Raw genomic sequence first — 14879 nt, 5'->3', positions numbered from 1 at the left:
GTCAGCCTAAAACGCGGTGGGGTACAACTGTTGTGCAATGAGTTCTACCGCTTCGACGTTGCCCAAAGTTCCCGGGTAAAGGTCGCTTTGTGGCACTGCGATGAGTTTGTTGTCTTTTACAGCGGCAACTTTCGGGAAAGTCTTTGTCACATAGTCGCGGATTTGTTGTTCCTGCTCAGGGCTTGAAACACCAAAAATAATGGCGTCTGGGTTTCTAGCAATGATTTCTTCAGGGTTGATTTCTGCTGCAAAGAACGCAGCGAACTCTGGCGCGTTAGGGTCAAAAACGTTCTCACCGCCAGCCTGTCGAATAATGTCTGCCTCTACACCGGCACCGATTGCACCAATGGTTTTTCCGTCCACATAAATTTGAGCGACAGTTGGCTGTTTTTCTCCAGCGATAGCTGTGCGCACTGCGTCAAGACGGGCTTGTGCATCTTGTACGAGCTTTCCGGCTTCGTTGGACGCGTTCAAGATTTCGCCAAGGTTTGTGATGTCAGTGAAGACGTCCGCTACTTCTGCTGTGCTGCGTCGGTCAGCGCATCCACCGGTAGCAACGTATGCTTGTGCGCCGTTGTCGGAGAGTTGTTGGATGCTTGCGTAGCCTTGTTCGGCAGTGAATTCGTATTCGGTTGGTGACACTACAAAGTCTGGGCTCACAGCGAGTAGGTCTTCACGAACTGGTGGCATGTTTGTGCTCAGCACAGGAATGTCTGTGGCTTGCCCTGCAATGTCGTCAGGCAAAGCTGATGTTTCCACTTGTGCTTGCCCAACGAGGTTTTCGCGCACCCCAAGGCGTAGTAAAAGTTCGGTTTGTGACGGCATCAAACCGACGACCGCGCTGGGTACTGCATCGAACTGGAGTTCGCGTCCGCAGTTAGTGATGGTGACGTCGTGTGTTGCTTCTGCTTTTTCTTTTGTTGCAACGGCTTCTCCGCAAGCAGTGAGTACGAGCGGTGTTAAGGCCAGCATGCTCAGCGCGGTGAGGTTTCGGCGACGTGCGTGCGCACGTTTGTGCGGTTGAGGGGTGTTCATTGGATGGTGATTCCTTCCTGGACGGATGTTGTGTGAACGGCGGTGTCGCGCTCTGGTGGAGCGCTTCGAGAGTCGAAAAGATAGTGGGTGTGCCCTGTGCGCGGGTGCCCTACCTGTGTTGATTCCACGCCAAATACGGAGCGGATAAGCGAGGTAGACAAAATGTCGTCTGGGTTTCCGTGCGCGATGAGGTGCCCGTCGGCGAGCACGCCGATTGCGTCGCAGTGTCGGGCTGCGAGGTTGAGGTCGTGTAAGGCGATGAGCACTGTGCGTTGGGTTCCGCGGATGAGGTCGAGGAGTTCCAACTGGTGGGCTATATCGAGGTGGTTGGTGGGTTCGTCGAGAATGAGCACGGGGGTGTCTTGTGTGAGTGCTCGTGCGAAGAGGACGCGTTGTCGTTCTCCGCCAGACAGCGCAGAAAATGATCGTTCTGCGAGGTGGCTAGCACCAACTTGGGCGAGGGATTCGTAGGCGAGTGCGATGTCTGCGGCCGAGTCTCGTCCGAACCCTTTGCCGTGGGGTATGCGGCCAAGCAGGACGAGGTCGAGTACGGAAATCTCGAATTCTTCGCTGTGTTCTTGGGTCATGACGGCGATGCGTTGGGCGATTTGGCGTCGGTTGAGGGTGTTCAGGTTGGTTTCGTCGAGGTAGACGGTTCCAGCGCTTGGGTTGTCGATTCCGCACATGGCACGCAGAAGTGTTGATTTTCCGCTGCCGTTCGGCCCGAGGAGACCTAATACTGTTCCTGAAGGCACTGTCAGTGACACATCTTTGACGATGCGTCGGCTGCCACGGTGGGCGTCTAGGTGTTCTATGGTGATGTTCATCGGGTGGCTCCCACACTGTCGGCGCTGTCTCGGCGTAATAGCCAAAGGAAGAATGGTGCTCCGATCAGCGCGGTGAGTACGCCGAGCGGGATTTCTGATGGTGCAGCTAGGGTTCGGGCTAGCACGTCGCAGGCTGCCAGGAAGGCGGCGCCTGCAAGGAGTGCGATGGGCAGCATGCGGCGGTGATCTGAGCCGACAATGATGCGGGCAATGTGCGGAATGATCAGCCCGACGAATCCGATTCCACCAGCCACGGATACGACGGATGCGGTGAGGAACGCTGCTGCGATCAGGATGGTTGTGCGCAGTTTGTTGACGTTGATGCCGAGTGAGCTTGCTGCGTCGTCACCGATGAGTAGGGCGTTGAGTGCCCGCGATTGGGTGAGCGCGAAAATCCCGACTGTAAGGATTGCGATGACGGGCAGTATGAGTTGCGGCATTGTTGCTGCCGATACTGATCCGAGTAGGAAAAACATGATGCTGTACACGTTTTGTGCGTCGGTGGAGATGGTGAGGTAGCTGGTTACCGCGCTGAAGAGTGAGCCGAGGGCGACACCGGCAAGGATGAGTCGTTGTGGTGCGATGCGGCCGTTTTTGCGGGCAAGAACATACACCGCGGCAGTGGCGATGATTGCACCAATGAATGCGGATGCCCCGATGCCGAGGGTGCTTACCCCAATGCCGAGCACGATGAACGATACGGCTCCTACACCGGCTCCTGCTGAGACACCGAGAATGTAGGGCTCTGCGAGGGAGTTGTGTACGACTGCTTGCATGAGTGCACCGGCTAGGGCGAGGGCTGCTCCGGCGAGTGCGGCGAGGAGTACTCGTGGTAGCCGAAATTGCCATACGGCGTTGTCTTGGACGGGGGTGAGTGATCCGTCGGTCATCCAAGGCATGTTGGGTAGGAGGTGCCCGAGGATAATTTTTGCCGCTTCAATGGGTGTCACGGGTATCGTACCGATACTTGTGGACAGCACGATGACGAGCACCAGCGTTATGGAAAGTGTGGGGATGAGGATACGGTAGGCCGTTTTTTTGCGTTGCCGTGGCTTACGTGGGGTGGTTGTGTCGTGGCGGGTTTCGCTGGCTGGGCGTGTGGCTGTGGCCGCGTGTGGGCTGCTTGGGTTCATGGGGTGTTGGTTCTTCCCGTTGGTGCTGTCGCAGTGTGGGTTGCTGTGGCCGCAAAGCTAAGTATGACGGCGCCGAGGGTGTGGAGGTGGTTGAGGTGGTTGCTGCCGTGTCCAGTGTTGGGGGCTTGCCAGACTGTGGCAGACGCGCCGTGGCTGGTTAAGGCGGCGGCAACGTTGTGTGTTGCTTCGGCGTCGATGCGGCTGTCGTGTTCAAGGACGATTCCGAGGAATGCTGGCGGTGTTGTTCCTGCTGGCAGTGTTTGCGCCCGGTGTAGCGGGGAGATGCGTTGCATGTCGTCGCGGCCTGCACTGGTGTGGGGGTCACCAAATTCTTGGATCCAGTGCGCGCCGAGTGGGTGTTGTTCGAGCGCGAGGAGGTCTAGGGGTGCAGCGGTGGTGATGACTGCGGCACACAATTCTGGGGCACCAAACGCACAGCTAGCGACGAGCACGCCACCGTGTGATGCCCCGACGAGGATGAGAAGTTCTGGTCGGGTGAGTTCTGCGTCGATGAGTGCCCGAGCGATGCATTCGAGGTCGGCGATGCTTCGGTGTTTGTTTCGTCCGCGTCCGGCTTCACGCCAGGTGGTGCCGTGTTCGCCGCCGCCGCGTACGTGTGCTGTTGCGTAGCGTCCGCCGTGTTGTATCCATGCTGGGATGGTTGGTTCAAAAACGGGTAGGTCTGCTACGCCGAATCCGCCATAGCAGCTGAGTATGAGTGGTGTTGGCCCGGCTGTGTGGGATGGGCTGGTGACTGCAACGGTGAGTGTTTCGCCATCGTCGGCAAGGACTGTGTGCAGGGTTGTGTGTGCGAGGGGTTCTTGTGCTTTTAGGCTGGTTGACTGGTTGAGGATGGCTTTTGCGGTTACTACGTGTGGGGGCAGGGTGGGCGCTTCAATTAGCGCATATATGGTGTCGTTGCCGTCGTTGCGTAGGTCGGTTGCCACAGCTATTGATCCGCCATGCTGCACGTGTTGTTCTGCGCGTATTTCTCCTGCGACGAGTGTGAGCAGGATGCTGGCTGCTGCACGTACTGCGGTGACGTATACGGTGTCGCGGGTTGTTGCGAGTGCGGTGATGGTGAGGTTCGGGTCGCACCATGACCACTGCTCAACACCAGTGTGCGGGTCAACAACGTGAATGCCATCCCTAGTATGAACAAGGATGTGTGGGCCAAGTTCGTGCACGCTCATAACACTTGGATATGAGGCTATGAGCAGGTTTGTGGCACGGTTGATGACTCGGGTTGGTGAACCGGGAGTGCTTTCAACGAGTGTTCCGTGCGTTCCGCCGGGAAAGAGCCGCACACGTGCACTTTCGGTAACGGGTGTTGTGGTGTGTGTGTTGTTGGCAGTGTCTAGGTGGATGAGTGCGCGTGGTGTGCGCGCGACGAGTTCTAGGGTTGAGTTGGTGGCCCACCGCATGGGTTCGTAGCGGCAGCGGATGTGCGGGTAACGGTCTAGGTGTCCGTTGGTTGTGTCGAGAATGGCAAGGTAGCCTTCTTCGTTTGCGTGTTCTGCGAGTTGAAGTGTGATGTGTTGCCTGTCGGGTGCTGGCTCCATGCGCAGAATGTGTTCGTCAGGTTCACAGAGTGCTGCTCCGGTGTCGGCGCGGTAGATGCCGCGACGGTGCTGTCCAGCTGGTCGGCTCAACATGAATCCGTTGTGGGGCAGTCCTGGCCTGCCATGGTGTTCCCATGTTGCAAGGTCAGCTTCTAGGTGTGGGCGTGTGGGAGGTGGCGTGTTCATGGTCGGTTATCGTCCTACCGGGTCGTTGGGTCCACCGGTCCAGAACAGGACTCCACCCTCATGCAGTGGGGTGGGCAGAGTAAGCGTGTCCATGCCACGCTGCGTGATGAGGTGTATTTGGCTGTCTCCGCCACGGGTAACGGCGACTGTTTCTCCAGTTGGGTCAACTGCTACCGCACGGCGTTGAGCTGGGGAATCGCCTACTGGATCCCACGGTAGGTGTCCTGGTGTGGGTGGGTTCGACATGCTCGGCAGTGGAATGCGTTGCGTCACGGCAAGAGTTGTTGTGTCTCGCTGTAGCAGCGTGAGCTGGTCACCGTCAGGGTGGATGCTTGCTACTGCGACACGGTTGCCGCCAAAAGCGAACCGGAAAGCAAGACCGTTCGGGAGCGCCACATGGCGTGTTTCGCCTGTGTTGAGGTCTATTTCGACGAGATGGTTTGTCCAGTCCGTCCACGCTTGAGGGTTTGCAGGCCCACCGCGCACTATCCCCAACGCACTGTGCGTGTTGGGGTCAAAGCGCAGGTAGAAGGCTCTGCCTGGTACTGGCCATGCGATTGTGGGTAGCGCTCGCGGCTGCCCGTTTTCGACGATGAAGCGTTCTAGGCCGCGGCTTGTCGCGGTGGCCACAATCCCGGTTTCTTGGTCGACGACGTCTCCGTGCCCGTCGTCGGCAATGTCTGTTGTGGTTTTACCGGTGAGCACGGGAACGTGCGGCCCTACCGCGAGCGCTTCGGCGAGGGGTATGGCTTCGATGGCTCCGGGTTCGCGGTGTCGTAGTACGAGTATTGGTTCGCGTGTTGTGCGGTCTGTGGTGATGACGACGCCTGGTTCACCGACACGGGTGCGGAAGCGTACTGATTCTCCGCTTTTGGTGTCGGCGATTGTGACGATGTCGCTCCAGGGTTCAAAGTTTGCGCCTAGTCCGCTGGTGGCTGCGATGTATTGGCCGGTTGGGTCGCTGGCTATGTGTTCGCTGGGGATGGCTACGGGGATGTGTGTGGGCTCGGTTTTGTTGTCTGTGTGGAGGACGAGTGTTCCGCGTTTGTCATCTACATACGCCCATGGTGTAGCACTCCCCATGTGGTGTGGGAGTCCGATTATTCCGGCGTGTTCGGCTAGAACCCCTGAATTTATAAGGGTGACTTGGGTGCCCTGAACTGCGTAAATGCAGTCGGCGCGGTAGTCGGCGATAACAAGAGACCGGGTAAACATGAGAACAACTTATTGCATATGAGAATCAATATCAACTAAGGTCTAGGTGTTCGCTCCGGCGAAACAGGACACGACAATCGTCATGCCCTGAAACACACAGAGAGGAAAAATCTCATGGAGAACACCCAAATCATCACAGACATCGAAGAAACCGAGCAGTTGGCACACCTATCCTCAACCCACTCAAACGCACTCGTCGAAAACCCATTCGACTAATCACACACCCCCGCTGACACCACACATCAGCGGAACACAACCGGTCGGGCAGTACAGAGGGCCTGCCCGACCGGCCACCCGCGAAAGGCAGCCACCATGCACACACCCACCTTCGCCGCACTACCCAACACCAACACCCACATACTCACCACACCCAACGGAACAACCACACTCCGCCTACCCACCGGCCAATTCCTCAACGCCCACAACACACCACAAGGCCTCACCCAAGCGCTCGCAGATAACAGCGACATAAGTAAAGAAGCTGAAGAATACGTTCAGGCTTTACACACCGCCATCAGCGCCCGTGAAGCACACGACGCGGAACAAACGTGGCAACCACACACTCGTCGCATCGCGATTATTGGTGCAGGGGAACTCGTCGCCGAACTACATGCGGCGCTGCACAGTGCGCGCTTTGACGTACAGCACTTTGAAGCTGCCGCCGATTTCCTTGCCGCTCATCGCACCGAAAACTCCACCAGTTTTCATCTGGTCATCGCATACGCTGACCACCCCGGCGAACACGCACACTGGGATCAGTTAGATACGCTCCCCCTTGACGGGTGCGCATGGCTGCGCGCATACCGCGAAGGGCACATCTGCTTTGTTGACCCGCTCTCCCTCAACAGCACCGACCCCACCAGCGAACACGTACTGCGCCGCCGCACGGCAGCACACGCCACGCCTCATCTCTTCACTCAGTGGCGACAAGCAGTCAACACGCCAGAACCACTGACCGAAGCGGCAAAAATTCTGCTGATCAGCAGAGTCCTCACCATGACCATCGCGTGGGCACACAACAGCCCCAACAGCACAGTTGAACACTTACAACGCACCCTCTGGAAGTTCGTGCCAGCAACGGGAATGGTCAGCGAACACACGCTTTTAAGTTACGAAGCTCCCTACCAGCCTGAGCAGGCGGCCACACTGTAGTGGCAGTACACGAACAACCCATCGAGCATTACTGTCGGCTGCCGGACGGTAATACTCTCGTCGCCGACCTGTGGAGAGCGCCTGAACCATCAGGGATAGTCGTGGTGCGCACCCCCTACGATGCTCGACAACATGCAGCACTTGGCGCTTCATGGGCGCAACGCGGATACCACTGCCTCATCCAAGACGTGCGCGGACGCTACCGCTCCGACGGCGAGTGGTCTCCCTACCAGCATGAAGGACACGACGGCGCAGCACTCGTCATGCAACTACACCGGCAATACCCCACCATCCCCATCGTCTTGTTCGGTGCCTCCTATGCCGCACATTGCGCTGTTGAAGCTGCCCGCACCCTCGCCCACCAAGGCGCCACACCTCCCGCAGCAGTAATCGCGCTCGTCCCAGCGCTCGGCTTAGCTGAAACCGCGTGGACCACTCACGGACAACCACAACTCAAGCACCGCATTGGCTGGTGGCACGAGCACGGGCAAGGCCACCATTCACTAATCCCACTCACCGCCGACGAACTCGACCGGCGCATTGACCTAGCACGCAGGGTCGGCCCAACCGCTGCGGCCCAGCATTGGCGATGGTCTGACCACACCCAGAAACAATGGGAACGCTTATGGCAGGCACAACGCGTAGACCTGCTCAGGCGCTATGCACAGGTCTCCTCACCATTACTGGTTGTCACTGGGAAACATGACTTTTTCGACGACGATGCCCACCGTTTAGCAGCCGAATGGCCAACCGCCTGCCACCTTGTCACTGGGCCGTGGGGTCACAACCTTGCTCGTGATATCACTGACCCGCATCTGCGCACACAGTTGCAGGCCGTTGGCGGTGTCGGCGCAGTCATTGACGCTTGGCTACAAGCGCAGGGCCTTCCCGGACGGGCCGCCCCCTGGACACAGGTGTTATGTGACGACGCTGCCTTCACCCAATCACTGTTCAACAGCACCGATGGAACATGGCACCATGAAAGGACCATGGCATGAGCCAACAAGCCACCACAGTACACACCCCAGATGCACGCCAGTTCGCAAAGGACACACCTCAACCCAGCAGTGTGCTCCCTCTCGAAGCGCTGGTTGACCCCGAATGTGGAGTTATCCGCTCAGTAAAACAAGTCCCCCATCCAACTGGAGCGCCAACAGCGTATCGAGGGCTTACCGCTTCTGTTGCAGATGCGCGGAAACTTGGGGAATGGCCAGCAGACAGAGTGTCCCTCGGCACCACCTTTAACGACATTGCGCAGGCTCGCATCGCCGCCATCGCAGAGGGCGTTGAAAGATATTGTGGCAACTGGTTGCCGCCCGTCCTACCCACGGAAAGCCTTCGTATAGCAACGCACTCTGAGTTGAAAGCCGACGGATATACACCCATCGATTTAGCTGACTTGCCTGTTTTCGCACCGTGGCAGTACACACGCGAAAACTTTCCCTACAGTCCTCTTACACACGACACTCCAACAGTGTGGGCCCGCTGCTACCAAGACAACGGAACCGAAACATGGATTCCCGCATCACTCATCTATTTGAACTGGCGGCAGTCACGTTTTCGCCACCTGCCTCGCACACATCACCTCAACTATGCAGGAATCGCGACAGGGCAAGGCTGCGATGATGCCCGCGACCGCGGAGTTCTAGAAATTATTGAACGCGATGCACTAGAAGTGTGGTGGCACCTTGATGGCCCCACCCAAGGAATCGACCCCGAAAGCGTACCTGGCCTTAAAGAAGACTTAGCTGGCAGCAACCTCGACGTTTCTATCGTTGTTATGCCTTCAGAGTTCGCTCCCGCATGCGCTGCTTTGGTTTACGACCCAGAACGCAACATGTACGCTGCAGGGTTTTCGGCAGCGCTTGACCCGGCACGGGCAGCACGAAAAGCAGTCTTGGAAGCAGTGCACACGTGGGTGTACACCCAAGGATGCACAAGCGCTGACGGCTGGGTCTTCCGTGCCGTTGAACAAGGACTCATGGCGCGCGGGCTCTACCTTGATTATCGCGAAGACGCCGCATACCTTGATGCTGCCGGCCCACAATGCGAGCGCGTCATCGACTTAGGCGCACACGTTCAAGTGTGGTTAGACCCGCGAGTGCATGCGGAAGCTCGACGATTCACACAGCCAGCACAAGGCATGGGCTCTATCGCCGATATTCCAGCAGTCACTATGGATGAGGTGTATCAGCGTCTTGCTGCGCGGGGTCACAAGGTTTTTACCTGCGACTTGACCACTCAAGACGTGCGTCGCACTCCTTTACGTGTTGTGCGCACGTTTATTACTGGGGTTGTCCCTAATGCTCCTGCCGCTTTTGCCTACTTTGGTATGTCGCGCTTTGCGGATGCTGCCCGCGAGCGCGGTTGGCGCACTACGTGGCAGGGTGATGCGGCTGATTTTTCTTTTGTTCCGCCTCCCCACATGTGAGTTGTTTGATGTGTAGCGTGAATGTGCAGGAATCGTTGATGGTTCCGTCCCTGCTGGGGCGGGCTTTTACAGCCGATGCTCCTGGTGCGGCTGTGCCTCCTGGTCCGCGCATGAATATGTGGCGGCAGGCAGGTGGTGTTGTGGTTCCCTTGACTGGGCGGCTGCGTGACCTGCTTGTGGGTTTGTGGCAGCCCGGGGATATGCATCGCCGTGCGGATGGGACGTTGACTCGTACTCCGCAGCGTCCTGTCCCGTCTGCTGGTGGGGCATACCCTGTGCACACTCATGTGCTTGTTGGGTCCGATGGGCTAGATGATTATGCGCCTGGGCTGTACGTGTACGATCACGAAAATTCTCAGCTGTTGTTGCGGCATCACGCTCACACTCGCCCCGATTTTTGGTTTGAAAACATTAAAGCTGTTCAGGGTTCTCAGCTTGTTTTCTCTGTTCAGCCGGGTCGTAGTTTTGGCCGGTACCGGCATCGTGCGTGGCCGTTGTGGATAGCAGATGTTGCATACGCTCAACGTGCTGTCGAGTTCCTTCTTGCACGACCGCTAGACACGGTTGCGGGGCCTAGCGAGGAACTTCGTCGCCTGATTGGGGTGCCACCTGCTGCGGTGAGTGAGGTGTGGTTGAGTCATGGGCTTGTCCCCGAGATCCCTCTTGCGGCGGTGTCATTGCCTCGTGGTTGGCGTGTAGACGGTGATCGCAGTCGAGCGTTGGCTGCTCGACGATCGTTACATAGCGCAGATTTTGTGTCACGTGGTGACCGTGTGTTGTTGCCTGCTGCGGTGGAGGTCGCGGGGTTGTCGGGGCAAGCGTGGGTGAGCCGTGCGGACCGTGTTGAAACGTGGAGTGTCCCGACGAGTGCACCTGCACACGTTATGGCAGAGGCGGTGTGGCAGGCACATCTGGCTGCCGCGTCGTTAACATACAGCTCCACGCTTTCAGGCAGGTGGGGCACGAGGCCGGTCTCTGGCATTGCGGCTGTAGACGGCCACTGGATTATTCATGCTGTGGCGATGCGTGACCTGCGGCACGGCATACAAGATAGGAAATATGTCTCATGATGATTGTGCGTGAACTGTGGCGTGAGGCTGCACGTTTTCCTAGCGCTTTTGCGTGGAGTGTGGTGTTGCTGCTGCTGGTTTTTGCAACGCATATTGGTCAGGCGGTGGCTGTCGCATGGGCGATGACTGTCGTGTTCACTGGTGAGGCGTCAGATGTGGCCTATGCGTTGGGGCTTATTGTCGTCATTGCTGGTGCTCGTTTGGTGCTTTCACTTGCGCAAACGTCAGCGGCAACGCGTCTTGGCGGGCAGGTCCGGGTGGCGTTGCGTCGCAAAGCGTTTCAGGCTGCTCTTTCTCCTTCGCGTTTGCACGATACTTCTGTGCGCGATGGGTCATTACGGGCAAGTTTAGGGGACGGTATCGACGGCACTGACGCGTATGTTTCCCGGTATATTCCTGCGGTTGTTCAGGTGTGTGTGGCAAGTCCTGTCGTTGTGCTTGGCGTGTTCTTTTTGAACGTGTGGGCTGGCATTGTTGTTGCGGTAGCTGCTGTGTGCGCAGTGTTTGGCCCGTTGCTGTGGAAACGTAAGATGGCGCGGCGCGGCCTTGAGCATTGGGACTCTTATGAGGCGTTAAGTGCTGATCTTTTAGAGTCACTTCGTGGCATGGCAACGTTGCGTAGTCTTGGCGATGTTGCACGTACTCGTCGGAAACTGCATGACCGTTCTGAGGCGTTGCGTGCTGCAACTGAACGAGTTATGCGAGTGTCTTTAGCAGAGACAGGCATTACAGATTTTGCGATTCAGGCTGGGTTTGTTGGCGCTGTCATGATTGCTGTTGTTCATGCCGTGACTGATAGTGCACCAACTTTTCACGTCTACCTGCTTTTATTGTTGTCTTCTGAAGTTTTTCGTCCTATTCGCGATCTGTCTCGGCACTGGCATGCGGGTTTCCTTGGCGTTACGGCAATCCCGGGCCTCACACATATTGGTGCTTTTACCGAGTCGCAGCCTTCTCCCACGAGCACGCCTTCGTCGTCTGCAACATTAACGCCCACACAAGGGCAGCAATTACAGGTGCGTGATGTGCGTTTTTGCTACCCCGATGCTGAACTTCCCGTTCTTGATGGCCTGAACTTGACCGCAAGCACGGGTGAGTTAACGGCGCTTACTGGGGCCTCAGGTGCAGGAAAATCCACTCTGTTCGACGTGCTACTAGGTTTCCTCACGCCTGATTCTGGCTCTATCGAACTTGATGGGCGGCCTGTGCGTAACGACGACATTGCTGTGGTGTCCCAGCGGCCACTCCTGTTCACTGGGAGCATTCGGGAGAACCTTGTCGTTGCGGGTAACCCTTCTGATAGCGAACTTGCCGCAGCATGTAAGGCTGCTGGGATTCTCAAAGAAATTCATGCACTACCTGCCGGTTTTGACACTCATGTTGCTGAGGCTGGTTCTAGTCTTTCTGGCGGGCAACGTCAACGCCTTGCCTTAGCAAGAGCGCTACTAGCCAACCGGCCCATACTGCTTGTCGACGAACCCACCAGCGCGCTCGATAACGCTCACGCCGACGAGGTGATGCGCACGTTGCACCGCATCGCGACGGATCGGATTGTCATTATGATCAGTCACCGTCCTGAATCTTTAACTGACGTCACTTGTATGCTTCGCCTTGAAAATGGACAACTCAACTCATGTCTCACGTAAATAACACTGCCCGACGACACCCTTTCGCTGCTCTTTTACCTGCGCTCCGCCCAGAACGTCGCGGCATGTTTATCAGTTACGTCGTGGGCACGGTGAGCGCTTTAGCGTTAGCGGCTATTGCCGTGTTGACTTCGTGGGCTGTCGGGCATGCTGTGGTGGAGCGGGAACTGCCATCGGTTGCATGGTGGGCCACTATGACGGGGCTGGTGTTGGCTCGCACCGTGTTGACGTGGCAGGAGATGGATGTTTCGCATGCTTTGGCGTATCGGGTTTTAGCTCGACTGCGTATGGCATTGTTTGATTCGTATTCGCGTAGTGTCCCAGCCCGCACTCGGGAGCATTCTGGCCGGGCAGCGACGGTAGCGATGGATGACATTGAAAAGCTTGAGTTTTTTTATGCTCATACGGTCGCGCAAATCGCCACGTCGTTTACTGTTCTTGCTGCTTCGCTGGTTACGGCAAGTGTGTTGTTGCCGCAGGCTGCCGCGGTGGTGTGTGGCGGTGCAGTGCTGATTGGTGCGAGCGTTTTTCTAGGCGGGCGTTCTATGCGTGCTCTCGGTGCTCAGGAACAGCATGAACGCAGCGACCTTTCAACGCGTATTGTCGATGTGCTGGGCACGTTGCGTGAGGTGCTTGCGTATGGTCTTACGACGCGAGTTGTCGATGATGTGCTGGAGTCGACTGGTCGGGCAACTGCGCTTACTCGTCGGCGAGAAATGCTGGCTCAATGTATTGCTGCTGTGCGTGAATTTACGGTGACGGCTGTTGTGATTGGTGTGATTGTTACGAGCGCTCATGCGCTTGGGCTGTTCGGTGAGGGTAACGTTACGCAGTTTTCGCCGGCGGTTCTTCCTGCATTGATTGCGTTGGCTTTGGTGGGGGTTTCTGCGGTGACGGATGCTACGACAACACTCACCCAGTTGCATCCACTTGTGGCTAGTGCTCAACGCGTTTCTGATGGCATTCATCGGCCAGCGTTGATCACGGTGCCGCAGGAACCGCGAGCGCTACCTGATGGTCCTTTGGGTGTGAGGTTTCGTGAGGTGTCGTTCACGTATGACGACCGTACGCCGGTGTTGTCGTCGTGGTCTGCTGAGGTTCATGCTGGGGAGCATGTGGGGTTGGCGGGGCCTTCGGGTGCGGGTAAAAGCACGCTGGTTGCGTTGACTGCTCGTTTGTGGGAGCCGCATAGTGGCAGCATCGATGTTGTTGCTGCGGATGGTTCACATGTTGGGTTGCATGAGGTTGATGAAGCGAGTCTGCGGGCTGCTGTTGCTGTTGTGGATCAGGAGTCGACGCTGTTTCACGGGACTGTGCGTGAGAATCTTGTGCGTGGCGCGGCAGCAGCGATATCTGACGCTGACCTTATGGCGGCTCTTGAACGGGTTGATGCGGCTTCGTGGATCGATTTAGATACTCACGTTGGGCAGGGTGGGCTGCGGCTTTCTGGTGGGCAGCAAGCACGGTTGTGTTTGGCGCGGGCCCTTGTGAAGAAGCCTCGCATTCTCTTAGTCGACGAGGTGACTGCTAGCCTCGATCCGGAAAGCGAACAGGTTATTTCTGAGGCTATTGCCGCCTATGAGGGTACGGTGCTTATTTCTTCGCATCGCACAGAAACGTTGAATCGTAGGGAACGCATTATTCGCCTTTCGGCACACTAATAATGGTTCTTTTATGAGGTGGCGCGGTGCTGTCTGCTGCGTAGGTCTTCTGCTACATGCTTGATGATGCGCACGTCGCCGTCGAGCCAGTCGTAGCGGTCAAACGTGTGTGGCTGAGCCCATTCGAGTACGTCGTGTTCGATCAAAGGCTGTGGTGTTCCCGAGGTGAGTTGGGCGTACCACAGCCTTAATACGTGTTTTTCTGTAATAATCCATGCGCCGTTGTCTGGACCGACGATTTCGTCGCCTACCTGTACGGTGACGCCTAGCTCTTCTTTAAGTTCACGATGCAGGGCTTCTAGGGGCTGCTCACCTGGGTCTACTTTGCCGCCGGGAAATTCCCATCGTCCGGCGATTTCTAGGGGGCGAGAGCGGCGTGCGGCAAGCATGACGGTGGGGTTCTGCAGGTTGTCGAGGATTGCTGCTGCGACAACCAGTTTTTTGTGTACCACGGTGAGAACTCCCGAGTGTTGCTATGAGTGGTGGGGAATTCGATTATGTCATTGTGGGTACGTGTCTGCCGCGCGCTTTACAGTGTGGACTGGGGCAGCTTAAAAATATAAAAATGGCCGGAACGGTGCTGTGTTCCGGCCATTTAAGAATGATGCTGGCTAGCCTTCAGGGTTCTCCTGGATTCCTGCGGCACGGGCCCATTTGACAGCGTCGGCACGAGTCGAAACTCCGATCTTACGGTAGACAGAACGCACCTGTGATTTAACCGTATTCCGTGTGACGAATAGCTTGGCTGCGATTTGTTCAAGGGTTGCCTCCTCAGAAAGGTTGGCCAGTACAACACGCTCACGACGAGTCAGATCTTTGACTTCGTTTGCGTTACCCAGGGTTTCGGTTGTGCTCATTTTGTTCCTCCATTTAGTTGCCGGCGCCCGGTGATGCGGCCGAGCCCCCCGCCGGTTCGGTTCTCTAACTAGTAAGAGTCCCCATAGAAAGAATCATTACGCAG

Annotated in this window: 14 protein-coding genes; 7 read left to right on the top strand and 7 right to left on the bottom strand. The window is 57.0% G+C overall.

All coding sequences use genetic code 11. The features are described from left to right. Positions 1-6 precede the first annotated feature (6 nt). From ACR9EC_RS10005 to ACR9EC_RS09985, 5 genes are read right to left on the bottom strand one after another with little or no spacing between them, the layout of a single operon-like run. The gene (locus ACR9EC_RS10005) at positions 7-1035 is read right to left on the bottom strand and encodes an ABC transporter substrate-binding protein (protein ID WP_435299087.1); all 1029 of its coding nucleotides are present in this window, start codon (positions 1033-1035) and stop codon (positions 7-9) included. After that, positions 1032-1862 carry an ABC transporter ATP-binding protein gene (locus ACR9EC_RS10000; protein ID WP_435299086.1) on the bottom strand — a complete coding sequence of 277 codons (831 nt, stop codon included), beginning with the start codon at positions 1860-1862 and terminating at the stop codon, positions 1032-1034. Before ACR9EC_RS10000 ends, ACR9EC_RS10005 begins: the two co-directional genes overlap by 4 nt. Continuing rightward, positions 1859-2995, bottom strand: coding sequence for a FecCD family ABC transporter permease (locus ACR9EC_RS09995; protein ID WP_435299085.1), 1137 nt, complete (start codon positions 2993-2995; stop codon positions 1859-1861). The genes ACR9EC_RS10000 and ACR9EC_RS09995 overlap by 4 nt, the downstream gene beginning before the upstream one ends. Further along, entirely contained in the window at positions 2992-4743 is a 1752-nt protein-coding gene (locus ACR9EC_RS09990) for a prolyl oligopeptidase family serine peptidase (protein ID WP_435299084.1), read from the bottom strand. The genes ACR9EC_RS09995 and ACR9EC_RS09990 overlap by 4 nt, the downstream gene beginning before the upstream one ends. Positions 4744-4749: 6 nt before the next feature. Continuing rightward, the gene (locus tag ACR9EC_RS09985; RefSeq protein ID WP_435299083.1) at positions 4750-5958 is read right to left on the bottom strand and encodes a hypothetical protein; all 1209 of its coding nucleotides are present in this window, start codon (positions 5956-5958) and stop codon (positions 4750-4752) included. A 114-nt stretch (positions 5959-6072) separates the two neighbouring features. On the opposite strand from ACR9EC_RS09985, the gene amiA reads away from it, so the two are divergent. From amiA to ACR9EC_RS09950, 7 genes are all read left to right on the top strand, one after another. Beyond that, the gene (gene amiA, locus ACR9EC_RS09980; protein WP_435299082.1) at positions 6073-6174 is read left to right on the top strand and encodes a streptamidine family RiPP; all 102 of its coding nucleotides are present in this window, start codon (positions 6073-6075) and stop codon (positions 6172-6174) included. Positions 6175-6270: 96 nt separating this feature from the next. After that, entirely contained in the window at positions 6271-7110 is an 840-nt protein-coding gene (locus ACR9EC_RS09975) for a hypothetical protein (RefSeq protein WP_435299081.1), read from the top strand. Then, complete coding sequence (locus tag ACR9EC_RS09970; RefSeq protein WP_435299080.1) at positions 7110-8108, top strand: CocE/NonD family hydrolase; 999 nt, start codon at positions 7110-7112, stop codon at positions 8106-8108. Before ACR9EC_RS09975 ends, ACR9EC_RS09970 begins: the two co-directional genes overlap by 1 nt. Next, a complete protein-coding gene (locus ACR9EC_RS09965) occupies positions 8105-9541 on the top strand; it encodes a YcaO-like family protein (protein ID WP_435299079.1) in 1437 nt (478 codons plus the stop codon). The genes ACR9EC_RS09970 and ACR9EC_RS09965 overlap by 4 nt, the downstream gene beginning before the upstream one ends. A gap of 17 nt (positions 9542-9558) precedes the next feature. Continuing rightward, on the top strand, positions 9559-10611 hold the full coding sequence (locus tag ACR9EC_RS09960; RefSeq protein ID WP_435299078.1) for a hypothetical protein: 1053 nt from the start codon (positions 9559-9561) through the stop codon (positions 10609-10611). After that, complete coding sequence (locus tag ACR9EC_RS09955) at positions 10608-12257, top strand: ABC transporter ATP-binding protein/permease (protein ID WP_435299077.1); 1650 nt, start codon at positions 10608-10610, stop codon at positions 12255-12257. Before ACR9EC_RS09960 ends, ACR9EC_RS09955 begins: the two co-directional genes overlap by 4 nt. Beyond that, entirely contained in the window at positions 12245-13918 is a 1674-nt protein-coding gene (locus ACR9EC_RS09950; RefSeq protein ID WP_435299076.1) for an ABC transporter ATP-binding protein, read from the top strand. The genes ACR9EC_RS09955 and ACR9EC_RS09950 overlap by 13 nt, the downstream gene beginning before the upstream one ends. An 11-nt stretch (positions 13919-13929) precedes the next feature. Here the strand turns inward: ACR9EC_RS09950 and ACR9EC_RS09945 are convergent, their stop codons facing one another. Continuing rightward, positions 13930-14370, bottom strand: coding sequence for a (deoxy)nucleoside triphosphate pyrophosphohydrolase (locus ACR9EC_RS09945; protein ID WP_435299075.1), 441 nt, complete (start codon positions 14368-14370; stop codon positions 13930-13932). Between the two features lie 159 nt (positions 14371-14529). Then, positions 14530-14775 (bottom strand): LuxR C-terminal-related transcriptional regulator, encoded by a 246-nt coding sequence (locus tag ACR9EC_RS09940; RefSeq protein ID WP_435299074.1) that lies wholly within the window; start codon positions 14773-14775, stop codon positions 14530-14532. Positions 14776-14879: the final 104 nt, after the last annotated feature.

Origin of the sequence: Timonella sp. A28 (genome assembly GCF_051200815.1) — a bacterium.
Classification (GTDB): Bacteria; Actinomycetota; Actinomycetes; order Actinomycetales; family Cellulomonadaceae; genus Timonella.
Note: the sequence above shows the minus strand (reverse complement) of the source record. Positions and strands in the feature narration are given on the sequence as shown.